At 62.1% G+C, this 21,736-nt stretch carries 20 protein-coding genes and 1 tRNA gene; 5 read left to right on the top strand and 16 right to left on the bottom strand.

The annotated features are described in order from the left end of the window. Positions 1-22 precede the first annotated feature (22 nt). Positions 23-1,081, bottom strand: coding sequence for a dTDP-glucose 4,6-dehydratase (gene rfbB, locus GVI59_RS11310; protein ID WP_173574332.1), 1,059 nt, complete (start codon positions 1,079-1,081; stop codon positions 23-25). Positions 1,082-1,259: 178 nt separating this feature from the next. Between rfbB and GVI59_RS11305 the strand changes: the two genes are divergently transcribed. The 3 genes from GVI59_RS11305 to GVI59_RS11295 all read left to right on the top strand — a co-directional run bounded on the left by GVI59_RS11305 (position 1,260) and on the right by GVI59_RS11295 (position 4,333). Further along, positions 1,260-3,440: a hypothetical protein gene (locus GVI59_RS11305; protein WP_173574331.1), complete on the top strand. Its 2,181-nt coding sequence runs from the start codon at positions 1,260-1,262 to the stop codon at positions 3,438-3,440. After that, positions 3,437-4,138, top strand: coding sequence for a histidine phosphatase family protein (locus tag GVI59_RS11300; protein ID WP_173574330.1), 702 nt, complete (start codon positions 3,437-3,439; stop codon positions 4,136-4,138). Before GVI59_RS11305 ends, GVI59_RS11300 begins: the two co-directional genes overlap by 4 nt. A 120-nt stretch (positions 4,139-4,258) precedes the next feature. Continuing rightward, positions 4,259-4,333: transfer RNA gene (locus GVI59_RS11295), tRNA-Gly, on the top strand. 241 nt (positions 4,334-4,574) lie between these two features. Here the strand turns inward: GVI59_RS11295 and GVI59_RS11290 are convergent. After that, positions 4,575-5,207, bottom strand: a complete 633-nt coding sequence (locus GVI59_RS11290; protein WP_010516374.1) for a glutathione S-transferase family protein — start codon at positions 5,205-5,207, stop codon at positions 4,575-4,577. Next, the gene (locus tag GVI59_RS11285; protein ID WP_010516376.1) at positions 5,204-5,773 is read right to left on the bottom strand and encodes a hypothetical protein; all 570 of its coding nucleotides are present in this window, start codon (positions 5,771-5,773) and stop codon (positions 5,204-5,206) included. Before GVI59_RS11285 ends, GVI59_RS11290 begins: the two co-directional genes overlap by 4 nt. A gap of 214 nt (positions 5,774-5,987) precedes the next feature. Here GVI59_RS11285 and GVI59_RS11280 point away from each other — a divergent pair, with 214 nt between their 5' ends. Then, entirely contained in the window at positions 5,988-6,914 is a 927-nt protein-coding gene (locus tag GVI59_RS11280) for a LysR family transcriptional regulator (protein ID WP_010516378.1), read from the top strand. On the opposite strand, the gene GVI59_RS11275 is transcribed toward GVI59_RS11280, so the two are convergent. The 12 genes from GVI59_RS11275 to GVI59_RS11220 form a co-directional block, all read right to left on the bottom strand. Next, positions 6,877-7,137, bottom strand: coding sequence for a DUF2274 domain-containing protein (locus tag GVI59_RS11275; RefSeq protein ID WP_010516380.1), 261 nt, complete (start codon positions 7,135-7,137; stop codon positions 6,877-6,879). The genes GVI59_RS11280 and GVI59_RS11275 overlap by 38 nt on opposite strands. After that, positions 7,134-8,336: a TrbI/VirB10 family protein gene (locus tag GVI59_RS11270; protein WP_010516382.1), complete on the bottom strand. Its 1,203-nt coding sequence runs from the start codon at positions 8,334-8,336 to the stop codon at positions 7,134-7,136. Before GVI59_RS11270 ends, GVI59_RS11275 begins: the two co-directional genes overlap by 4 nt. Continuing rightward, the gene (gene trbG, locus GVI59_RS11265; RefSeq protein ID WP_029329730.1) at positions 8,333-9,334 is read right to left on the bottom strand and encodes a P-type conjugative transfer protein TrbG; all 1,002 of its coding nucleotides are present in this window, start codon (positions 9,332-9,334) and stop codon (positions 8,333-8,335) included. Before trbG ends, GVI59_RS11270 begins: the two co-directional genes overlap by 4 nt. Further along, complete coding sequence (trbF, locus tag GVI59_RS11260) at positions 9,331-10,014, bottom strand: conjugal transfer protein TrbF (RefSeq protein WP_010516386.1); 684 nt, start codon at positions 10,012-10,014, stop codon at positions 9,331-9,333. Before trbF ends, trbG begins: the two co-directional genes overlap by 4 nt. Further along, a complete protein-coding gene (gene trbL / locus GVI59_RS11255) occupies positions 10,014-11,438 on the bottom strand; it encodes a P-type conjugative transfer protein TrbL (RefSeq protein ID WP_077813798.1) in 1,425 nt (474 codons plus the stop codon). The genes trbF and trbL overlap by 1 nt, the downstream gene beginning before the upstream one ends. A 3-nt stretch (positions 11,439-11,441) precedes the next feature. After that, positions 11,442-12,149 carry a P-type conjugative transfer protein TrbJ gene (trbJ, locus tag GVI59_RS11250; RefSeq protein ID WP_077814490.1) on the bottom strand — a complete coding sequence of 236 codons (708 nt, stop codon included), beginning with the start codon at positions 12,147-12,149 and terminating at the stop codon, positions 11,442-11,444. A 23-nt stretch (positions 12,150-12,172) separates the two neighbouring features. After that, the gene (gene trbE / locus GVI59_RS11245) at positions 12,173-14,605 is read right to left on the bottom strand and encodes a conjugal transfer protein TrbE (protein ID WP_110912913.1); all 2,433 of its coding nucleotides are present in this window, start codon (positions 14,603-14,605) and stop codon (positions 12,173-12,175) included. A 12-nt stretch (positions 14,606-14,617) separates the two neighbouring features. Then, positions 14,618-14,893 (bottom strand): VirB3 family type IV secretion system protein, encoded by a 276-nt coding sequence (locus tag GVI59_RS11240; RefSeq protein WP_110912912.1) that lies wholly within the window; start codon positions 14,891-14,893, stop codon positions 14,618-14,620. Continuing rightward, a complete protein-coding gene (locus GVI59_RS11235; RefSeq protein ID WP_035444205.1) occupies positions 14,893-15,225 on the bottom strand; it encodes a TrbC/VirB2 family protein in 333 nt (110 codons plus the stop codon). Before GVI59_RS11235 ends, GVI59_RS11240 begins: the two co-directional genes overlap by 1 nt. Next, positions 15,222-16,151 carry a P-type conjugative transfer ATPase TrbB gene (gene trbB / locus GVI59_RS11230; protein ID WP_031241578.1) on the bottom strand — a complete coding sequence of 310 codons (930 nt, stop codon included), beginning with the start codon at positions 16,149-16,151 and terminating at the stop codon, positions 15,222-15,224. Before trbB ends, GVI59_RS11235 begins: the two co-directional genes overlap by 4 nt. A gap of 194 nt (positions 16,152-16,345) precedes the next feature. Further along, positions 16,346-16,792 carry a hypothetical protein gene (locus GVI59_RS11225; RefSeq protein WP_023979799.1) on the bottom strand — a complete coding sequence of 149 codons (447 nt, stop codon included), beginning with the start codon at positions 16,790-16,792 and terminating at the stop codon, positions 16,346-16,348. Positions 16,793-16,799: 7 nt separating this feature from the next. Next, the gene (locus GVI59_RS11220; RefSeq protein ID WP_173574329.1) at positions 16,800-18,791 is read right to left on the bottom strand and encodes a conjugal transfer protein TraG; all 1,992 of its coding nucleotides are present in this window, start codon (positions 18,789-18,791) and stop codon (positions 16,800-16,802) included. A 1,309-nt stretch (positions 18,792-20,100) separates the two neighbouring features. Here GVI59_RS11220 and GVI59_RS11215 point away from each other — a divergent pair. After that, positions 20,101-20,517 carry a hypothetical protein gene (locus GVI59_RS11215; protein ID WP_062497118.1) on the top strand — a complete coding sequence of 139 codons (417 nt, stop codon included), beginning with the start codon at positions 20,101-20,103 and terminating at the stop codon, positions 20,515-20,517. A 132-nt stretch (positions 20,518-20,649) separates the two neighbouring features. Here GVI59_RS11215 and GVI59_RS11210 read toward each other — a convergent pair whose 3' ends face one another. After that, positions 20,650-21,729, bottom strand: coding sequence for an ArsO family NAD(P)H-dependent flavin-containing monooxygenase (locus tag GVI59_RS11210; protein WP_062497120.1), 1,080 nt, complete (start codon positions 21,727-21,729; stop codon positions 20,650-20,652). Between the last annotated feature and the right edge of the window lie 7 nt (positions 21,730-21,736).

Raw genomic sequence — 21,736 nt, 5'->3', positions numbered from 1 at the left:
TGATTATGCGCTTCCGGAGGGTTTATTTCTTGGCCTGACCGAGACGTTCGCCTGTGTAGCGACGTGAACGGATGGATTCCCACCAGTCACGATTGTCGAGATACCACTGAATGGTCCGACGGATGCCGGATTCGAAATTGTGCTTGGCTTTCCAGCCCAGTTCGGTCTCCGCATGCGTCGGATCGATTTCGTATTTGAAATCGTGGCCGGGGCGATCGGTGACGAAACGAATGAGGCGTTCACGCGGGCCGGCCGGATCGGGGACAAGCTCATCCAGAACGGAGCAGATCGTTTTCACGACCTCGAGATTCGTGCGCGGCTGACGGGCGCCAATGGCGTAGGTCTCGCCCGGCTTGCCGACTTCAACCGCCTTGACCAGCGCTTCCGCGTGATCTTCTACGAACAGCCAGTCACGGACGTTCTCGCCCTTGCCGTAAACCGGCAGCTCCTTGCCCTCGATGGCGTTGATCGTCACCAGCGGGATCAGCTTTTCCGGGAAATGCCAGATACCGTAATTATTGGTCGTGTTGGTCACGAAGGTCGGCAGACCATAGGTGTGGTACCATGCGCGGACCAGATGATCGGAGGACGCCTTGGAGGCGGAATACGGGCTGCGCGGATCGTATGGCGTGGTCTCCGTGAACGGAGGGTCATCCAGTTCCAGCGCGCCAAAGACTTCGTCAGTGGAGATATGGTGGAAGCGGAAAGCCTTGCGGGCCGTCTCATCCAGCGTCTGCCAGTAGCCACGGGCGGCTTCAAGCAGCGTGTAGGTTCCGACCACATTGGTCTGGATGAACACGCCTGGGCCGTCGATGGAACGGTCAACATGGCTTTCAGCAGCCAGATGCATGACAGCGTCGGGACGGAAGTCCTCGAACAGCTTTGCAAGGGCCGAGCCATCGGTAATGTTGACCTGAGCGAACTGATAGCGATCTGACGAAGCAACGGCTGCTACCGTTTCCGGTGACGCGGCGTAAGTCATGCAGTCCACATTGATTACCGAATGTTCGGTAGCGCCGATAATATGGCGCACAACTGCGGACCCGATAAATCCACATCCGCCAGTGAGAAGAATACGCATCAAATCATCCCGTTTCGAGTGCCTTCCAAGGGGCAATACAGCCTATAGCGAAGGCTGGCCCATACCGCCAGCACGACACGTCACGCATCTGTTACAACAGACAATACGCCTGAGTATCGGATTAACCATAGTTATGGCACTCTTGATGTTCATTTAACGGCAACAGGATGCACACATATTGGCACACTCGTCCGCCATCGCAGTTTTTCACTTCCTGAAACGGCCAGATCTTCGTTGTGTGGCGGAAGAAACGCGTGTCGAAATTGTGGCAGGAAGATGCGCTTCCTCCTTCGCCATCAGCGGCAGCACGATGGACGGAATGCGACTCACTTTCCCTGACCAAACCCTCCGGACAGGACCGGCATGGGTCATCCGTCATGGTCTGGAACTGACGCTGCTCCTTGAAGGCATTCTACACAGGGAAACGACGACACCGCCTCCCTTCCCGCTCCTGCTGCGGGCCAGTTTTGCCGCAGCCCGAACGGCGGCGCTGTTCGAAGCGCTTGATGAAGGCGCGGGCCAAAGCGCTTCCCCTCCGGCCTGGGCTGGTCTTATGGGGGGTGATCAGCCGCCCTCACTGACCGCTCTCATGGAGATATGGGAAACGCTGGAATCCCACCTCCCATCCGAGGCGAAAAGAGCTGCGACGCCGTCTCTCCCGCTCTTTGAATCGCTTTTCTCATGGCTGACAAAAACATGGTCCCTTATCGGACCGCTGGAAGTTCTGATGGCGGCAGGGGGCGATGCGCGACTCCAGCTTGATCCGCGCAACGGCCTCAACCATTACGGCTGCTCGCATCGACCGCGCCCCTGGGCCGCGACATTCGCCTCTTCCACCGCCTCCTCCGTTTCAGAGCGCGGTTTTGCCGCAGCGGAGCGAATCCGGATTCGGCTGCAACGGGCGCTGCTATACGATTGTAGCCATTCAATGCTTCTTGAAACGGCAGGTAACGTGCGTCACAGGCTGGCGCAGTATTACGGACTGCCGGATGGCGAACGGGTCATCCTCGCGCCATCAGGAACCGATTGCGAACTCGCGGCGCTGGCCATCGCGGAAATGAATCCGGCCCGCAAGCCGATCACCAATATTCTCATTGCGCCGGAAGAAACCGGGCGGGGTGTCCCTCTGGCAGCGGCAGGACGTCACTTTGCGGCCGATACAGCCCGCAGTCCGCACGTTCCCCGTGGCCAGTCCATCGCAGGCTTCGGTCCAATCGGTGAAGATGCCGTCGAGGAAATCCGCCTGCGGACTCCGGACGGAAGTGAAGTGGACGAGGCCATTCTGACGGAAGAATGCCGGGTCCATATGGAACGGGCGATCCGGGCGGGACGCCATGTGCTGCTGCACCAGCTGGACCTGTCCAAGACCGGCCTTCTGGCTCCCAATGAAACGGTGCTGGAAGCTTTCTCACGCACGTTCGGGCAGGATTGCGACATTGTCGTGGATGCCTGTCAGGCCCGCCTGATGCCTTCCCGGATCGGTGGCTGGGTCCGTGCCGGACGCGCTGTCATGATCACAGGCTCAAAATTCTTCACGGGACCGCCCTTCTGCGGCGCGCTCCTGCTGCCGGAGACATGGAGAACACGACTCGATCATGACGTGCTTCCCACCGGGCTGAAAGCCTATGCCGGGTGCGGCGAATGGCCTGAATGCAAGGCCACCCACGGCCTGTCGGAGGTAGTGAATCACGGTCTCATTCTCCGCTGGGCGGCGGCGCTGGCCGAGATGGAGGCGCTGACCAGCATTCCCTCGCTGGAGGTACGGTGGCGTCTTGAGCGGTTCCTCTCCGGCGTCAGGGAGGCGATGGCGCACTGCCCGGATGTGCTCCTGCTGGATACGCCGACACCTGTACGGACTTCCCTGCCGGACTCGTGGGATGACATGACCACCATCCTCAGCTTTCTGGTCCGCGCTCCGGGTCTGGGCGCAACAGATGAATTCATTCCACTCGAACTTGAAAAGGCCCGCCAGCTCTATCACTGGCTGAACGCTGATCTCAGACCGGTTTTCGGTCCTGATGAGCCGGAGCGTAAAAGTGAGGTGGCAGGTCTGCTCTGTCATATCGGACAGCCCGTTGCGGTGCCCAGCAAGGCGCTGGATGGGAAAAAGGCAGGCGCCCTGAGAATTTCAGCCGGCGCCCGTCTTGTGTCCGGCGAGCCGATTCACGCAAATCTGAGCACGGAAGTCCGACTGGCGCGGGAAATTGCCGACGCTCGCATGATTCTCGCAAAAATTTCCCTGATTTGTCATCACTGGGAACGGATTGCGCGCTATGACCCGCTGCCGACCTACGCGCCTGCCACCCTGCCCGTTCCGGCCCCGGCGCGCAGCCTGTCACAACAGAATGGAGAGAAATGATGGCTTCAGCCGTCCTGGACGCATGCCCCGAGGAACAGAAAAATCAGGGCAATTTTCTCGATGCGCCCCGGCTTGAAAAAGGTGTCACCCGCTTCTGGCTGATCCGTCACGCTCTCGTGGAACAGAATGCCCGCGCCATGATGTATGGCACGATGGATGTCCCGCTCTGCCCGGAAAGCCTCGTGGCGCAGCAGCCGATGTATGAGGCGCTGGCCCGACGCCTGCCTTCCGACGCGCTCTGGTTTGTCACGCCCCTTTCCCGCACCCGGCGCACGGCGGAAGCCATCCAGAATGCGGGCTATGGCGAACGTCCCCTGACGGTCGAACCGGGATTTCTCGAGCAGGAACTGGGCGAATGGCAGGGTTTGCCGCATGCCGAGTTCCCGAAAAAACTTGAGCATGAGCCGCATTATTTCTGGCCGCTTTCAGGCGAGGAACGGCCTCCGGGCGGAGAGAACATGGTCGATGTCTGCCGACGCGTCGGGCATACGCTGAGCACGATGGCGGCGCACCATGCGAAGCGTGACATGGTCGTCGTCAGTCACGGCGGAGCGATCCGGGCGGCGCTGGCGCATGCGCTCAAGATTGACGCGGATACGGCGCTGCATTTCTCGATTCAGAATCTCTCGCTCACGATTCTGGAATGTCACGACGGAGTCTGGAGAGTGGTGACAGCAAACGAGCTTCCCGGAATCTGACGGGTTTTTGCTGGTCTTCCGCGGCTGGCGTTTCGGTGCAGAAAAATTTGTGAAAAATCTGTGCCGAAGGGCTTGCGCAGCGCGGAAGCCTGCTTTAAATCACCGCTCATCGCAGACGAAGCGGGCGTAGCTCAGGGGTAGAGCACAACCTTGCCAAGGTTGGGGTCGTGGGTTCGAATCCCATCGCCCGCTCCAGATTTTCCAAGGAAAATCAGGCGGTTAAAGACGTTCCTTCGGGACCGTTTTTTGTTTACAGTGTGCCGTAGCACAGGAATGTAAGCATTTTGTAAGCAGCCCGGAGCAAATCGGGGGTGGCTACGGCGTAGCGTGCCGAATCCCGTGGCACACATCGTCAGGATGTTCGGGCGGGTGATGTTCATAAGTAGAACAGCGCTCTTGAACGAGATGCCGGCTAACAAGAGTATGGCAAAGGCCGTCATGCCTGTGCTCCTGGCCGTTTCGCGATGCTCGTGACCCATGCATGCAGGGCGGAGGCCTCGTCTGGCAATGCCAGCTTCAGTCGGCTACGGGCGAAATCCAGCGTGACGAACGCGGTGATGTCAGCGATCGAGAAGGCATTGCCCGCGACATAGGGTACATCGCGCAGCCGGGTGTCCAGATCGGCCATGAAATCGGCCAGCCTCTGACGGCCGCGCGCGGTAAGCTCGGGGATTTGCGCATAGCCGTGTGGTCCGACCAGTGCGCGGCCCGACAGTCCCGGCAGGCTGTTCCGTACGGCTTCCATCGCGGCAAGATAGCCGTCGATCTCCATGCGCCGGTCCCACATGCCGATGATGGCGCGTTGTTCTCGCGTCGCGCCCATCAGAGGGGGATCGGGATGCAACTCCTCCAGATAACGGCAGATGACGGGCACCTCGCTGATCGCGGTGCCGTCGTCCAGTTCCAGGACGGGAACGGTGCAGGAGGGGTTAAGGAGGCGGAACGTGGGCGCGAACTGCTCGTGCTTCGCCAGATCAACTGTAACGATAGGAATCGTCAGCCCTTTCTCGGCGATGAAGAAGCGCACACGCCGTGGATTGGGGGCGGTGGGGTAGTCGTAAAGCTTCATGGCAATGCTGCGCGCGGGTGATGAGAGGGCGGAGACTCCGACTGTTCCCGGATGGTCGCGAGCATGCGGCGGCGGATCAGGCCGCTGACCGGGCGGATCAGATACCAATAGGGCGTGAAGCGACGCCTGGCCCGGTCCATGGCGCAAAACACGCGGGTTTCCGTCACCAGCAACTGGGTACCGTGTGGTCCCGGCTGGATGGAGAAGCCCAGAGCGAGCTTGCAGACGTCATCATGGCAAGGGGTGAGAAAAGCGTCCGTTGTGGGAATGTCGCACAATCCGTAATCCGCCCGCCAGAACGCGCCGACGAGGCCGTAGACCAGGGCGGCATCGCCTCGCCGTTCCAGCAGCGTGAAGTCGGTGAGGTCCAGATTCCGTTGCCGCGCATGGCCTAACAGCCGGGCGGGCATTTCGCGCAGGCGGATGGCGGCACGAACCAGCGGATCGTCCTGATTCCGCCATGCAGCCACCGCGTTCATGATGCGACTGGCCGGGGCGGAGATATCGACACTGTGTCGCTCGCTGAAATCGAAGCGCGGGATGAATTCGTCCAATAGGTTCATCATGCTTCCATTTCTCTTCGGCGAGGTGGTACATTAGCGCACTATGCCACAAGAGCATTTTGCACCGCAGCGCGGATATTGCGATGGCTTCATGGCGAAGGCAGAGAGTAACGTCATAATATATCGTGAACGAATTATTGTTGCAGACTTGAAAGCACAATGACTGGATTTTGGCAGGTCATGCCGAAGGTCTTCAAAAAATCGGGATAGACAGAAAATGTCGGTTCGGCGACCACCTCTCGATCTGCGGGAATTGCTGTTCGTGCGTGTCATCGCGAGGGAGGGAAGTATCCATGGAGCCGCACGGGCGCTGGGAGGCAAACAATCTGCCGTAAGCCGGTCCTTGCGGTTACTGGAAGAGCGACTTGGCGTCTCCCTTTTTCGACGCACGTCGAGCGGTGCCCGGCTCACCCCGGCGGGAGTTGCCTTTCTGCGAGAGGCTGAGAAGTTGCTCGATGGAACAGTCGGACTGTACGAGCGCACGCGGCGTTGGAGCCGGGGCGAGACCGGCGTCATCTCCGTGGGCGTCCAGGGCAGCATCCCACCCGGCCGGATCTCGGCGATACTGGAGTCGTACAGCCTTGCGCAACCCGGTATCTCCTTCACTTATCGGGATAATGCGAAAAAAGAACTGTTCCAGGCCCTGGAACAGGAGGAGATCGACCTCGCGATAATGACGCTGCCCCTGCCCGGCAGCATGGTGGCCACCGTCCCGCTCTGGAGCGATCGTGTCGTTGCGATCATGTCGGCCGAACATCCGATCGCACAGGTCGGAACCGCGTCATGGGCTGAGTTGCATGATGGAATCTTTCTGATCGGCAAGGATGATACCGGCGAGGAACTGCTCGCGCTCTTGATGCGCAAGATGCGGCAGGCGGGATTCGTGCCGGTGACACGTCAGGAGGCGGTCAGAAGCCTGCGGGTCGTCGCATTGGCAGCGAATGGCAGCGGCATCGCTCTGTTGCCGGATGCCTGGCTGGGTTTTCTGCCCGCTGCCATCCGGGAGCGGATCGCGGTAGTGGAAGTCATCGACGGGGACGGATTTTCCCACTTCGCCTATGGCGCGGCTTGGCATCGTGAGCGCTGCCCACCGGCCGCGAGGACAGTCATCCGTTTTCTGGAGCAGCAGGCGACTGCGTTTTAACGGGTGCCCGCCGTGGCTCCTGCCGGAGCTTTCGGAACGCGCGGTCGGAGGTGATAAAGCCACGGATCATGTGCGGTACGAGACGGGCCGGATCGACGGACTGGCCGTTCTGGCTGACCAGGGCAGCATAAGCGACGAGATCGCGATGCAGGTCCGCAGGCAGGTCCACGGTGACACGGACCGGCTTCTCGTCGGGAATTTCGGTGATGCGCAGCTTCGTCATGGAGCCGGTTCCTTTGGGTGCCAGGGTTTCAGGACAAGGTCGCGATTCAGGATAAGCGTGAACGGCAGGCCCGGGCGGTCTGTCAGCGTCGGCTGAATATTCAGGCTGCGATCAATCAGCCGGTTGCCGACCATAGAAAACCCGTTGCTCGCGCCGGAGCGGATGGCCTGCATCAGGTTGTTCTCGTTCCATGACGTCCCGGCCTCGGAGCCCACGCTGAGGAGGGTCGTGACGAGGGCCGCCTTGAACAGTTGCCCCCAATGATTGTTCACCTCATCGGACAGGCCAGACTGGCCGATGGCGTCGCCACCGGGCAGCTTTTCCAGGACGAGGCTTTCGCCATTCGGATAGATCAGCCGCGTCCAGATGATCTGGGTGCGCTGCTGCCCGAAGGAAATGCCGCTGTTATAGGCTCCGAACAGGGTGCTACCCTGCGGGACGAGCAAGAACCGGCCTGTCGGACTGTCATAGACGTTCTGGGTCACATGCCCCACGATCTGGCCGGGCAGATCGGAACTGATCTTCGTGTTCAGCGCGCCGGCAATGACGGTCCCGGCCTGGAGCATATAGGGCGAGGCGGGAGATACGATCCGGTCCGGGCTGACCGTCGCGCGATCCGGCTGACCTGCCAGAAAGGCGCGATTGCCGGTCTGCTGGTCGGGGCCGGTCGGTGATGCCTGTGCTCCGGGAGCGGTGGCCATGACCGGAATCGTCTGCGCAGCCTGGCCCTCCCGCGCCTCGATCTGCGCGAAGAGCCTGCTGGTGCGTGCCGCCTCGATCTCCTGATCGCCACGCCGGTCTCCCATGCCGGAAACCGGTCCCGCGCGACCGTTCCGCTGTGCATCGAGGATCGGCTTGCCGAGATCGCCGGGCAAAGGCGGCCCGAGTTTCGGGGTGGCGGTATAGTCATTGGGGAGTGCGGCCAGCCCGTCGGCCGAGGGGCGGGTGTCGGTGTCCTGTGCCCCCTGGAGCGGCCCCTTCTGCGCACCATTTTGCAGCGCGTAGCCCAGCGCAAGACCGATCGCGAGCATCCCCGCACCACCCAGCGTCCAGATGACGGGGCGCGAGAGCCGGACCACCGGCGGACGCTGCGCGCGCAGCCGCAGATCGGGAGAGGGCGGCGGGGATGATGGTCCTGTTCCGCTTCCGCTTGTGGTGGCTCCCGTATTCCCTTCCGGGCGCTCTTCCGCGCCGCTCATGACTTCCTGCCATCCGTGCGCACGATCCGTACCCGCTGCTCGGAATGCCTGTCGCCCAGCCGCAATTCGGCGGCGGCAAACAGGCGATCGACGATCATCCAGTTCTGCCGGACGCGGTAGTTCACCAATTCCGGCCCGCCATCGGCCCCCAACACGAACAGCGGCGGCAGTTCGCCCTGCCCGATACCGGACGGAAACGCGATATAGACCTTGTGGCCATCGTCAAACGCCCGGCTGGGCAGCCAGGGCGGCGTGCCACCTTTCACCGGCTGAATAGCGTAACGGAAATTCAGCGCATTCAGATCCAGCCCCGCATCCACCGGGGCTGCATCATCGGCGTCGCTGTCCTGCCGATGCAGGGCAATCAGGTCGTCCTCGGGATAATCCCAGGACACCGACGCCATATAGGTCGTGGGTGTCGCCCGCAGTTCGGCAAGGTAGCTCCTCCGGTCGGTATTGACGATCAGATTGGTGATGAGATCCGGTCGCGTCGGCTTGACCAGGATATGCACGCGCCTGGTCGTGCCCGCGCCACTGGTGGTATCGCCGACGATCCAGCGCACGGTATCACCCACCGCGACCGGGCCGGTACCCACCAGTTTTTCACCCGGCTGGAGCATAACGTCGGTGATCTCGCCGGGCGAAGCATAGACCTGATAGAGCGCTCCCGCGCTGTAGGGGTAAACCTGCACCGCGTTCACGTAACCGGCCCGCGTCGGCTGGATGCGAGCGGCAAGATTGGCCTGGGTCACGCGCACGGTAGGGTCAGCCGCCTCGGGCACGACATGGGTACGCCGTAAGGGCGGAAGCGGCTTGAGCTGGCCCGGCAGCGGGAGTGGCTGTGGCACCTCCGCCACCCGCACAGGCTTCGGCGGATCAGGCAGGAGCGTGGCCTGGGCCGCGTCGTCATATCGTATGACGGGTGGATGGTACTGTTGCGCGCAACCCGCCAGGGGCAGGGTTAGCAACGGCAAAGCACGAAGAGCGCGACGGATCATTGCCCGAGTTCCTTCGACCAGTTGATGGCAGAGACGTAGATTCCAAGCGGGTTTTTCCGAAGATGATCAGCGTCGCGCGGCGTGCGCAGAACAACCGACACGATGGCGGTCCAGCGTTCGGTGCCGGTGAACGCGCCGTCACGGTAATGGCGCTCGGTCCAGGCGACGCGGAAGCTGGCGGGCGAGGCCCGGATTACCGAAGCGATGTCCAGCTCGACCTGCTCGTGCCCGATCCGCGAAAACGGATCATTCAGGCGGGCATAATCGTTCAGCGCCACGGCACCAGAAACGCTGGTGAAATTATAGGCGCGCAGCCAGTTATGCCGGACCACGACGGCATCGGATGACAGGGAGCGCACGTCGTGGACGAACTGTGCCAGATACCAGGCAATCTGCGGATCAGCGGGCATGTAGCCGGACGTCGCCGGCGCCACGACCTGCGCCTGACCGAGCGTGTCGACCTGCACGACCCACGGCGTGATGGTGCCGCGCGCGGACTGCCAGACCAGCCCGGCCCCGAGACCTGCGGACAGGAACAGGGAACCGAACGCCATCAACCGCCAGTTGCGGGCCTGCACACGGGCCGAGCCGATGCGCTCATCCCAGATCTGTGCGGCTTTCTGGTAGGGCGTGACGGGCTCGGGCGTGGTCCCGTAGCGTGTTGTGGAGCGACGGAACATCATTCTTTCTCCGAGAGATCGATGGACGTGGACCCGCCCCCGCCATCGGCGGAGCGGATGATATGGGCGGCCTCGGCAGCATGGGTGGCGGCGTTGCGGCGCTTCATCTTTCGCGCCCAGCGGGGCGGCTTGCCGTCGGAGCCGTCGCCGCCATCGGGGCCGCCGCCAGGGTTACCGCTACCGGCAGGCCCGGTACCGGGATCACCTCCGCCGCCGGACGGGCCTGAAGATCCACCGTCACCCGATGGCCTATCGCCTTCTCCGCCGGCGCCCATCGCACCGGCGGCCCAGCGTCCGCCAGCAGAGTAGCTTTCCTTCAACGAGGATGTTGCCGCGCCGACCTTGTTCTTCACGGCGTTCATCGCAGCACCACCAGCGGCGCGACCGACATTGCCAGCCGCCGACGCCATGCCCGCCGCGCCGGTCTGTCCGGCTGCTCCCATGGAGTAGGCTGTCGTGGCGGCACCTGCGACGGCAGCCCCGCCGCGCGCTGCCGCGGCCGTCGCACCAAGCGCGGCAGCGCCCCCAGACGCCAGGGCAGCGGGCGCGGCAACAGCCGCAGCACCCATCGCGCCCACCGCCATTGCGGTTCCGGCCGCTGCCCCGGCACCAAGCTGCGGGGCACCGGAGATCAGCCCATTGGCGAGAGAGCCGCCGAAAATGGCGAGACCCACGATGCAGAGCGACGCCAGAACAACGGACAGCGCCTGGCCGATGGTGGGCGCACTATCACCGTAGGACGTCGTGAACTGCCTGAACAGCACGGAGGCGATGGCGGAAATGACCGCCAGCACCATGATCTTCACACCGGACGATACGACATTGCCCAGCGCCTTCTCGGCCAGGAAAGCGGTGCGATTGAACAGGGCGAACGGGATCAGCACGAAACCGGCTAGGCTGGTCAGCTTGAACTCGACGATCGCCACGAAGAGTTGCACCGCGAGAATGAAGAAGGCCGCCAGCACGATGAACCAGCACAGGACCAGGACGAGGATCTGCACGATGCTGGCCAGCGCACCGAACGAAAACGCCAGTTTACTCGCCGCATCCAGAAGCGGTTGCGCGGCATCGAGCCCGGTCGCCGCCAGTCGGCCGGGGTGCATGAAGTCCGCAATTGCCAGCGTGCCGCCGCCGGCCTTGAGACCGAGGGCCGCGAAACTGTTGAAAACGATCCCCGACAGGCCGCTGAAATGGTCGATGATGAAGGCAAAGAAGCCGATATACAGCGTCTTCTTCACGAGACGCTGGACGATGTCCTCGTCGGCCGCCCACGCCCAGAACAGCCCCGCCAGCACGATGTCCAGCACCGAGAGCGAACCCGCGAGCGACACCACGCTTCCCCGGACCAGACCGAAACCGCTGTCGATCGTGGTCTCGAAGGTATTCAGGAAGCCGTCGATGATGCCGACATTGTCGCTCGCCATTGCTCAATATCCAGAACTTGGGATGGCGACGGCCTGGGGAACATAGGCGTCATACTGCGAGAAATGCTGATATTGGGCTTCCGCACCGGCCTCGTTCGCCGCCTGTCGCGCCCGTTCGAGGTCCGCGGCCCGGCCATTAGCCGCGAGTTCGGCCTGGATGTCGGAAAGCTGGCGAGACTGAAGCGCGAGAAGCTGGTTTCCCGCCTGTGCGGCCTGTAGCGCCCCGGCCGAACTCTGGCTCGCCGAGACCAGTTGCGTCATGGCCGAGCTGTCGCTCGGGATATTTCCTACCACCCGCGCCTGAAGCTTCAGGGCATCCTCGAACCCACCCACGGAATTCTGCCACCGCGTCTGCGCCTGACTGAACAGGGCGCTGTCTGACATGCCTGACGATAACGATGTGTATGACTGCTGGTACTGCTGCTCAACGGACTGGACGCTGTATGCGATATTCTGCGCCTGCGCGAGCAACGCCGTCGTCTGGGAAATCGTCGATTGCAGCGTCGACAGTGTCGAAAGCGGGAGGCTCGCCAGATTGCGACCCTGATTGACCAGCATCTGCGCCTGATTGGCCAGTGACGTGATCTGGTTGTCGATCTGCTGGAGCGTGCGCGCCGCGATCAGCACGTTCTCGACATGGTTCGCGCCATCATACACCGCCCATTGGGCATGGGCGGATTGAGAAGCAGAAACCGTAAAAGCAACGACCATAACGGCAGGAATCAGACGATATCTCACGGCACCTCCCCTTCCCGCAGAAGATCAGCCGCCCACATGACATCACGCGCCTCGAACCAGGCGGGCAGGAACCCAACCCGCCCGTGCTCCGCCAGCACCCGATCGATCAGCCTGTGGTCGTCCTTGCCGGAGGCCGCGCACAGCGCCAGGGCGACAGGGCCGAGCCCCAGTTCGAACAGCCGGTTCCCCCGCTGGGTCTGGCAGTAATATTCCCGCTTGGATGCCGCGCGGGCGATGATGGCGATCTGCCGGTCATTCAGCCCGAAGTCGCGATAGATGGCCGCGATCTGTGGCTCGATCGCCCGTTCGTTGGGCAGGAAGATCCGGGTCGGGCAGCTTTCCACCACGGCAGGCGCAATGCGGGAATTGGCGATATCGGACAGCGACTGGGTGGCGAAAATCACCGATGCGTTCTTCTTGCGCAGCGTCTTTAGCCACTCTCGGAGCTGGCCGGCAAAGTCCCCGTCATCCAGCACCAGCCAGCCTTCGTCGATGACCAGCAGCGTCGGCCTCCCGTCCAGTCGCCCTTCGATGCGGTGGAACAGGTACGACAGAACGAATGATGCCGCGCTGGAGCCGATCAGCCCTTCGGTCTCGAACACCACGACATCGGCGTCACCCAGACGTTCGGCGTCTGCATCGAGCAGGCGGCCATAAGGACCACCGAGGCAGTATGGGGCCAGAGCCTGCTTCAAAGCGTTGGATTGAAGCAGTGCTACCAGCCCGGACAATGTACGTTCCGGCACAGGCGACGATGCCAGGGAATTCAGCGCCGACCAGAGGTGAGACTTCACCTCGGGGGTCAGCGTTACCCCTTCACCGACAAGGATCTGCCCCAGCCATTCACTGGCCCATTTGCGCTCGTCGGGATCGTCAATCTGTGCCAGCGGCTGAAGGGAAACGGCGGAATGCCCATCGCCCTCGTCCGTCAGCCCGCCTCCAAGATCGTGCCAGTCCCCGTCCATCGCCATCGTCGCCGCACGCATGGACCCGCCGAAATCGAAGGCAAAAATCTGCGATCCCGCATAACGCCGGAACTGGAGCGCCATCAGCGCTAGCAGGACAGATTTGCCAGCTCCTGTCGGTCCTGCGATCAGCGTGTGGCCGACATCGCCGACATGGAGCGAGAAACGAAACGGTGTAGCGCCCGCCGTCCTGCCGTAGAAAAGAGGCGGGGCGTTGAAGTGGGTGTCGCGCTCCGGTCCAGCCCACACCGCTGACAGCGGAATCATATGCGCCAGGTTCAACGTCGAGACGGGTGGCTGGCGCACATTGGCATAGATATGGCCGGGAAGAGAGCCGAGCCATGCCTCCACGGCGTTGAGGCTTTCCGCCATGCAAGTGAAGTCGCGGCCCTGGATGATCTTTTCGACCAAACGGAGTTTTTCTGTAGCGATGGAAGCGGAACCATCCCAGACCGTTACCGTGGCGGTGATGTAGGCCTGCCCGACGTCATCAGCACCGAGGGACTGCAAGGCAAGGTCCGCATCCGCCGCCTTGTTGGCGGCGTCGTTATCCACCAGAACCGACGCCTCGTTGGTCATCACCTCCCGAACAATCGCCGTAATGCTCTTGCGCTTTGCGAACCACTGGCGACGGATTTTTATCAGCACTTTCGTCGCATCCGTCTTGTCCAGCAGGATCGCGCGGGTGGACCAGCGATAGGGCATCGCCAGCCGGTTCAGGTCATCCAGGATTCCGGGAAAGGTCCGCGACGGGAAACCGGTGATCGTCAGCGTTTTCAGGAAGGCATCGCCGAGTTTTGGCTCCAACCCGCCCGAAAGCGGCTGATCGACCAGCAGCGCGTCAAGATGCATAGGGATTTCCGGCACCCGGACACGCTGGTTCCGCGTCGAAATGGTCGAATGTAAATAGGTCAGCGTCTCACCGTCATTGAGCCAGGTGGCCTCGGGCATGAAACCGTCCAGCAACGCCAGCATCCGGTCGGAGCGATCCACGAACGCATGGAGCATGCCGTGTGGGTCCGGCCCTTCGCGCTCCCTGCCCTCGAACAGGAACCGGGCAGCGCGATCAGATGATTCCGCCGGTGGCAGCCAGACAAGGGTCAGAAAATACCGGCTCACGAAATGTGCGCCCTCATCCTCGAACTGCTCACGCCGTTCCAGATCGACCATGTGCGAGGCGGCATCCGGAAAATCGCTCTCGGGATAGAGTGTGGCCGGGACGCGCTGCGCCTCGACGAACACCGCCCATCCGGAGCCCAGACGGCGGAGATTACTGTTGAGCCGTGCGGTGACACCGACCAGTTCGGCGGGCGTGGCGCTGTCCATATCGGGGCCACGGATGCGCGCCGTGCGCTGGAAACTGCCGTCCTTGTTCAGGACCACACCCTTTTCGACCAGCGCGGCCCAGGGCAGGAAATCAGATAGAAGGGCACTGCGATTACGGTACTCGCCAAGGGACATCATGGCCGATCTCCCCTATGCCCGCAGCCAGGCGGGATAGCGGAGATGCCGCCGCCCGACCTCGATGAACAGCGGATCGCGTTTCGCGCCCCAGAGCGCCAGCCCGTGGCCGACGATCCAGAAGGCGGCCCCGATCAGCCAGAGACGCAGGCCGAGTGTTATGGCCGCCGCCAGCGTGCCATTGGCGATGGCCACGGCACGGGGAGCGCCACCCAACAGGATCGGGTCGGTCAGGGAGCGATGCACCGGGACATGAAAGCCCGGCACCGCGTCATCGTCGTATCCCGCCATCAGATCAGCGCCCCGCCCGAGAAGGAGAAGAACGACAGGAAGAAGCTGGACGCCGCAAAAGCGATCGACAGGCCGAAGACGATCTGGATCAGGCGGCGGAACCCACCCGATGTTTCCCCGAACGCCAGGGTCAGACCCGTGACCGTGATGATGATCACCGAGATAATCTTGGCGACCGGTCCCTGCACGGATTGCAGGATCTCGTTCAGGGGCGTTTCCCACGGCATGTCCGACCCGGACGCCAGGGCCGAGGAACACCATGCGACCGAAAGCAGCAACATGGCGGAAATGGCGGGCGCGTGCCGACGCACGCGGATTATGGCATGGGTCATTGGGAATCTCCCGAATTCTGGAAGGGATGAATGCGATAGGCGCCGGTGGCGGGATCGAGCCCGTCCACGGTGGCGAGTTCGGAGAGCCGGCGGGCATTGCCTCGCCCGGACAGGACAGCGATCACGTCGATGGTGTCCGCGATCATGGCGCGTGGCACCGTTACCACCGCTTCCTGGATCAGTTGTTCGAGACGGTAGAGAGCGGCGAGCACTGATCCCGCATGCAGCGTACCGATGCCGCCCGGATGGCCGGTGCCCCATGCCTTGACCAGATCAAGGGCTTCGGCACCACGCACCTCACCGATGGGAATACGGTCGGGACGCAGGCGCAGACCGGACCGGACGAGATCCGACAGCGTGATGACCCCTTCGCGGGTCCGCAGGGCAATGAGATTGGGCGCCATGCATTGCAACTCGCGCGTGTCCTCGATCAGGACGACGCGATCGCCGGTTTTCGCGACCTCGGCCAGCAGGGCGTTGACCAGCGTGGTCTTGCCCGTGGATGTGCCGCCTGCGACCAGGATGTTCTTCCGTTCCGAAACAGCGCGGCGCAGAGACACCGCCAGCCCTTCTGTCATGATCCCGGCGGCGACATAGTCATCGAGGGTGAACACCGCGACGGCGGGCTTGCGGATCGCGAAACTGGGGGCCGTCACCACGGGCGGCAGCAATCCCTCGAACCGTTCGCCGGTTGGCAACTCGGCCGAGACACGGGGCGCACCCTCATGCACCTCAGCCCCGACGTGGTGTGCAACCAGACGCACGATGCGCTCGGCGTCGGCAGGTGTGATGGTTTCGCCCGTGTTGGCCATGCCCTCTGACAGCCGATCGATCCACAGCCGCCCATCGGGATTAAGCATGACCTCGACCACAGAGGGATCGGCAAGGTGCCGGGCAATCGCCGGCCCCATCGCTGTGCGCAGCATGGACACGCCGCGCACTCTGGCCCCTTCATGGATGACGGAAACCGACATGACCTTCCCCCGTATGGGCCGCACGCGACGGACGAACAGCGACGGGGATCATTAAGAAAGGCTGGAAACAGCGCGTTTCAACAAGAATTCAGAGGTCGTAGAACGGCGGCGAAACACAGGGCAAAAATACTTGCGGGGTGCGGATTTTACGCCTCCGGTTCATCCCGTGCGCCGGGGTCCAAAACATCCTCCGGGATTTCCTGCTGGAGTCTTGGCCCCTGGGCCAGCCTACGGCCGAGGGCGGCGACAAAATTATCGTAGCGCACCCCGGCCTGCGCGCGCGCCGCCTTCGCGGCCGGTTCGGGCAGCGGCGGGGTCGTGGTCAGCCAGAAACGGATGAACAGCGCTAGTGTCTCCACCGTGATGCCGATATCGCGCTCCAGCCGCGCGAGACGTCGGTCCTGCCGGTCGAGGCGCTTCGATGTAGCAGCCTCGCGGCGCTCTTCCCCGTCGGGCGAGAGGAAGGAAGCAACGGCGGCCTCGACGATCAGCGACATCGGCTGCGCGCGTCGCGCGGCATAGGCAGACAGGGTCTTCATCACATCGGGATCGAGATAGACGGAGATCTGGGCCTTCTTTTTCGGTATCGCCATGTCTGCCTCACAGTCCAAGCTCATCGCCACGGTCGAGCGACGCCTGCCGGGCGATGCCGCGCCTGAGATCGTTCATCCGGTTGTTGCGGGGCGCGATGTCGTCGAACTCATCGACCGGATCGGGCGTGAACTCGTTCTCCAACGGCTCCTTTTTCTCGACAGTGCCTTCGTCCAGTTCGGGCTGATGGCGTCGGGCGGACTGCTTCGGGTCTTCTTCCTCATCGTCCCCTGTCCGCGTTTCGGCCGCCGCATCGGGTGCCGGCGGCCTGGGCGGCAGGGGACGGCTACTCCAGTCGTCCGGGCACCCATCCTTCGGGGGCGTAGGCTTTGGCGGCGGCAGAATGCGTTCCTGGAAGCGCGCATCCTCGAAGTAACGGGCCTTCTTCGCACGGATCGGATAGAGGCCGGAGGTCATGACGATCTCATCCGCTGGCGGGAGCTGCATGACTTCTCCCGCCGTCAGCAGCGGGCGTGCCGTCTCCGAGCGCGAAACCATCAGATGGCCCAGCCAGGGCGAAAGACGGTGGCCCGCGTAGTTCTTCATCGCCTTCATCTCGGTGGCGGTCCCGAGCGCGTCGGAGACACGTTTTGCCGTCCGTTCGTCGTTGGTGGCGAAGCTCACCCGGACATGACAGTTGTCGAGGATCGAATTGTTCGGCCCGTAGGCCCGCTCGATCTGGTTGAGGGACTGGGCGATCAGGAAGCTCTTGATCCGGTAGCCCGCCATGAAGGCCAGCGCCGATTCAAAGAAATCCAGCCGCCCGAGGGCCGGGAATTCGTCGAGCATCAGCAGCACACGTCGCCGCCGCGCCGCGGCATCAAGGTCTTCCGTCAGGCGCCGGCCGATCTGGTTCAGCACCAGACGGATCAGTGGCTTGGTGCGGCTGATGTCCGACGGCGGCACGGTCAGGTAGAGCGTCACCGGGCGATCGGCGCCGACAATGTCGGCGATGCGCCATTCGCAGCGCCGCGTCACTTCCGCGACCACTGGATCGCGATAGAGGCCGAGGAAGGACATGGCGGTGGACAGCACACCCGAGCGCTCGTTGGGGGATTTGTTCAGCAACTCGCGCGCGGCCGAGGCCACGACGGGATGCGGACCGGCGTCACCGAGATGCTTCGTCCGCATCATCGCTGACAGCGTGGTGGCGATGGGGCGCTTCGGGTCCGACAGGAAATTGGCGACACCGGCCAGGGTCTTGTCGGGCTCGGCGTAGAGGACGTGCAGGATGGCGCCGACCAGCAGGGAGTGCGAAGTCTTCTCCCAATGGTTGCGCTTCTCCAGGCTGCCCTCCGGGTCGACGAGGATATCGGCGACGTTCTGGGCATCACGGACTTCCCACTCCCCACGCCGGATCTCCAGCAACGGGTTGTAGGCCGCGGAGGCTGCATTGGTTGGATCGAACAGCACGACGTGGCCGAAACGGGCGCGGAATCCCGCCGTCAGTTCCCAGTTCTCACCCTTGATGTCGTGGACGATGGCCGAACCGGGCCAGGTCAGGAGCGTGGGGATGACCATGCCGACACCCTTGCCGCTGCGCGTTGGTGCAAAGGTCAGGACGTGCTCTGGCCCGTCATGCCGCAGGTACTCTCGACGATAGCGGCCTAGTACCACGCCGTCGGGGTCAAGCAAACCGGCCTGGGCGATCTCCTTGGCGTCAGCCCAACGGGCCGAGCCATATGTCTCGATCCGCTTCGCCTCGCGCGCCCGCCAGACCGAGAGGCCGATCGCAGTAAGCGCAGCCAGGATGCCGCCCGACGCGGCGATATAGGCACCCCGTGCGAAGACCTCCGGCGCATAGGCGTCATACGCATACCACCACCAGAAGAACGCGGGCGGCAAGTAGAATGGAAACCGCAGGATTATGAACCAGGGTCGCCCGAGTTCGGCCTGGAAGGCCAGCTTCCAAGCGATCCATTCGGTCGCAGCCCACATGGTCAGCAGGATGATCGCCAAGACGACGATGATCTGCCCCCAAAGAATCTTGGTGCCCGACATCGGGAGCCCTCCCTTTTAGAGGAGGAAGGAACGGCGGATTCCTGCGTTCAAGTGCTTTTAAGCGTTGTTCGCAGCCGGGCAAACCAGAGCGAAAAAATACTTGCGCTGTGCGGACAAGGTCCGCCCAGCCGATCCTGGGACACACCGGTAGCAGGCGATTCGGACATAGGGCTGAGCTTCAAAAGCACGGTGACGGCAATGACAATGAGGAATGGACGATCGGCAGCGCAGCCTGCCTTCGGATGGAAAATATGTGAAAAATCATAGTATTATTGCACAAAGAGACTTTTCATTTCTCTGGGAAAGAATAACAGAGTGCTGTGCCTTGTGAAGGCCGTGTTGGCCGGCGCCTGAAATGCTGCGACTTCATTAACCAATACTCTGTTGGTTTCCAAAATTCTTGTTGAATTGACGGATATACATCGCGAAGGTGCTGTGCGCACGTGTGCTTACGGAGGGTGACACGGGGATATCCCATGTGTTATTCTGAAATCGGCGTGTCGAAACGCTTTTTGCAACTGGGCGGCCTCCTATGTCGGGTGGCCTGCCGAATAGAACACCCGGACCTATGGTCCTGCGGTGAACAGCCTTGGCTGTTCTCAGCAGGGGAATAGGCAGGAGGTGGCTACGCCCAGTGCAAAACACCTTTCGACCCGCCCGACGCCAGGCGGGTAACGGGGAGTCACGCCCTCAATTCGCTTCCGTCGTCGTCATGTCGTGCGAGGCGGAGAGCGGATTGGCGATAGAAAAAGATGACGAAATTTCCAATGCGTGTTGTGCGTCAGACATGGCAGACGCCTTGATCCGTTCCTTCGGATGGAGTGGAGCGTGGAACAAAGCTCATGCGCATGTGTTGCGATGTGTTGAGGCGGGTCATAGAGACAGCGCGCAATTCTGGATGAATGTACGAAATATCGTGGATCACCTCACGACGTTGGGGCCGCAGGACCGTGACTTAATTCACTGAACGGTCATAGAAAGTATTCGGAGATGGACATCGATTCTGAGGATCAGATAGTCAAATTCTGGATAAAACAGCATCTTCGCGCGCGGTTTGGCAGCATTATCAATGAGGCCGTTCCTGATGCACTTCTATGTCTTCTTCATGGATCGAACGCGTGTACAGATTTTGAAATTACTGATGATCGGCCGGATCCTGACGGACCGACATCTACCGCACAGGAAGGTTAGTGTGGGATTCAAACGCCATGGTTGGCGACAACGGTGAAATGACATAGACAGAAGAGAACATCGGACATCATGCAGGTGAGGTCTTCGGCCTCTGTCTCTCCATGGGAAAGGACTGAAAATGCGCATCAGCGGCATATCTTCGATTATCGGCAATGCGACACAATCCTCATCAGGAGCCGCAACAGAAAAGACAGGAATTCTGCAATCTTCGTCCCTTGACTTCAGCAACATTTCCGCATCGAACCTGCAAGACGTGAATGCAGAACTTTATGATCAGGGGAAAATTACTCTCCGTCAAAGCGGTGAACTCTCACTACTGGACGGATGGGCACTCCAAGGCGTCAATGGCGGCCAGCTTCGCCAGTCATCCACCGGCAATCTCAATGCCTATTCCTTGCTTGATACAATGATCAACTATCAGGAAACGAACGGCATCGGCGATGTGAAAGATACGGTTGCGTCCCTCAAGGCATTGCGCAGCACTCTCGCAGAGTACGATACGAACAATCAGAATAAAACGACAGTCGTCGCGTGAGATTTCTTTATCCGCAGGGATATCGGATCGTGTGAAGTGCCTAAAGTTCGTGGTTGATAGCAAGTTCTATGCTGGCCGCTGCGCGCGGCAAACGGACGGTCGTAGTCGCGCCCCGGCCGCCGGAATATCCATTCAGTTCTTCGTTAATCGGACATCCTGTGTCGGCGACGCAAGCCAGGCCGCCAGTTGCCTGACCATAGATCGTGCGACGCGGCCTGCCCCCAGCAGGGTGGCGCATGCGGGGCCGCACCAGGATCCATAACCCAGCAGCCAGAGACGTGGCTCCCTGACGGCCTGCTGTCCGTTAACGCGAATCAGCCCGTCCGGCTCGATCACGTCGAGCGGCGCAAATGCGGAGAGCGCGGGTCGGAAGCCGGTACACCAGATGATCGCGTCGATGGCTTCTTCCCGCCCGTCGGGCCAGACGACGCCCGTTGCGGTCATACGTACAAACGGGCGCACCGCGTGGAGCACGCCTCGCTCCATGGCGGCGCGCACAGGTGGTACCATGACGATATCGCCAAAACCGCCGGCAGGCATGGCCGACGGGCCGCCGAGAACGCGAGCGGTCGCCCGCTCGAACAGAACCCGTCCATCCACGTCATCGGGCAAGAAGACGGGGTCATGCAGCGTGACCCATGTTGCCTGGGCGACAAGCGACATCTCCGCCAGGATCTGCGCCCCGGAATTGCCGCCTCCCACCACAAGCACACGCCGGCCAGCAAAGGGCGCGGCATTCCGGTAATGGCTGGAATGGAGTTGCGTCCCGCCAAAGAGGTCATGCCCCGCGACATCGGGAATGAAAGGGGCTGACCACGTACCGGTCGCCCCGATAACCGCACGGCTGAGGAAATCACCTGTGTTCGTCCGGACATTCAGGAGTTTTCCTTCCGCGCGCTCCACGCGATCGACCGATACGGGGCGGTGGATCGGCGGCGCATAGCGCGCCTCATACCGGTACAGATAGTCCAGCACCTCGTCGCGGGTGGGGTAGCTGCCATCGGGCGTGTCGGGCATCGGCCAGCCGGGCAGTGAACTGTAGGACGCGGGTGAAAACAGATGCAGGGAGTCCCAGCCGTGGACCCATGCCCCTCCCGCCTGCGTCCCGTTGTCCAGAATGACGTAGGTCAGCCCGGTCCGGCGCAGGAAATAGGACGCGGCGAGCGCTGCCTGACCGCCGCCCACGATCACGACATCGAACGGTTCCGCCATTGCCCGG

The organism is Acetobacter sicerae (genome assembly GCF_011516765.1).
GTDB classification, from domain to species: domain Bacteria; phylum Pseudomonadota; class Alphaproteobacteria; order Acetobacterales; family Acetobacteraceae; genus Acetobacter; species Acetobacter sicerae.
Note: the sequence above shows the minus strand (reverse complement) of the source record. Positions and strands in the feature narration are given on the sequence as shown.

Excerpts from the sequence above, each read along its gene's own strand:
- GVI59_RS11240 (WP_110912912.1), bottom strand. The coding sequence starts at position 14,893 with ATGGCGGGATACGACGATGACGCGGTGCCGGGCTTTCATGTCCCGGTG.
- GVI59_RS11280 (WP_010516378.1), top strand. The coding sequence starts at position 5,988 with ATGTCGGTTCGGCGACCACCTCTCGATCTGCGGGAATTGCTGTTCGTG.
- trbF (WP_010516386.1), bottom strand. The coding sequence starts at position 10,014 with ATGTTCCGTCGCTCCACAACACGCTACGGGACCACGCCCGAGCCCGTC.
- GVI59_RS11275 (WP_010516380.1), bottom strand. The coding sequence starts at position 7,137 with ATGACGAAGCTGCGCATCACCGAAATTCCCGACGAGAAGCCGGTCCGT.
- GVI59_RS11215 (WP_062497118.1), top strand. The coding sequence starts at position 20,101 with ATGCGCATCAGCGGCATATCTTCGATTATCGGCAATGCGACACAATCC.
- trbJ (WP_077814490.1), bottom strand. The coding sequence starts at position 12,149 with ATGGTCGTTGCTTTTACGGTTTCTGCTTCTCAATCCGCCCATGCCCAA.
- rfbB (WP_173574332.1), bottom strand. The coding sequence starts at position 1,081 with ATGCGTATTCTTCTCACTGGCGGATGTGGATTTATCGGGTCCGCAGTT.
- trbE (WP_110912913.1), bottom strand. The coding sequence starts at position 14,605 with ATGATGTCCCTTGGCGAGTACCGTAATCGCAGTGCCCTTCTATCTGAT.
- trbB (WP_031241578.1), bottom strand. The coding sequence starts at position 16,151 with ATGCTGCGCACAGCGATGGGGCCGGCGATTGCCCGGCACCTTGCCGAT.
- GVI59_RS11210 (WP_062497120.1), bottom strand. The coding sequence starts at position 21,729 with ATGGCGGAACCGTTCGATGTCGTGATCGTGGGCGGCGGTCAGGCAGCG.
- GVI59_RS11220 (WP_173574329.1), bottom strand. The coding sequence starts at position 18,791 with ATGTCGGGCACCAAGATTCTTTGGGGGCAGATCATCGTCGTCTTGGCG.
- trbL (WP_077813798.1), bottom strand. The coding sequence starts at position 11,438 with ATGGCGAGCGACAATGTCGGCATCATCGACGGCTTCCTGAATACCTTC.
- GVI59_RS11270 (WP_010516382.1), bottom strand. The coding sequence starts at position 8,336 with ATGAGCGGCGCGGAAGAGCGCCCGGAAGGGAATACGGGAGCCACCACA.
- GVI59_RS11290 (WP_010516374.1), bottom strand. The coding sequence starts at position 5,207 with ATGAAGCTTTACGACTACCCCACCGCCCCCAATCCACGGCGTGTGCGC.
- GVI59_RS11300 (WP_173574330.1), top strand. The coding sequence starts at position 3,437 with ATGATGGCTTCAGCCGTCCTGGACGCATGCCCCGAGGAACAGAAAAAT.
- trbG (WP_029329730.1), bottom strand. The coding sequence starts at position 9,334 with ATGATCCGTCGCGCTCTTCGTGCTTTGCCGTTGCTAACCCTGCCCCTG.
- GVI59_RS11225 (WP_023979799.1), bottom strand. The coding sequence starts at position 16,792 with ATGGCGATACCGAAAAAGAAGGCCCAGATCTCCGTCTATCTCGATCCC.
- GVI59_RS11235 (WP_035444205.1), bottom strand. The coding sequence starts at position 15,225 with ATGACCCATGCCATAATCCGCGTGCGTCGGCACGCGCCCGCCATTTCC.
- GVI59_RS11285 (WP_010516376.1), bottom strand. The coding sequence starts at position 5,773 with ATGATGAACCTATTGGACGAATTCATCCCGCGCTTCGATTTCAGCGAG.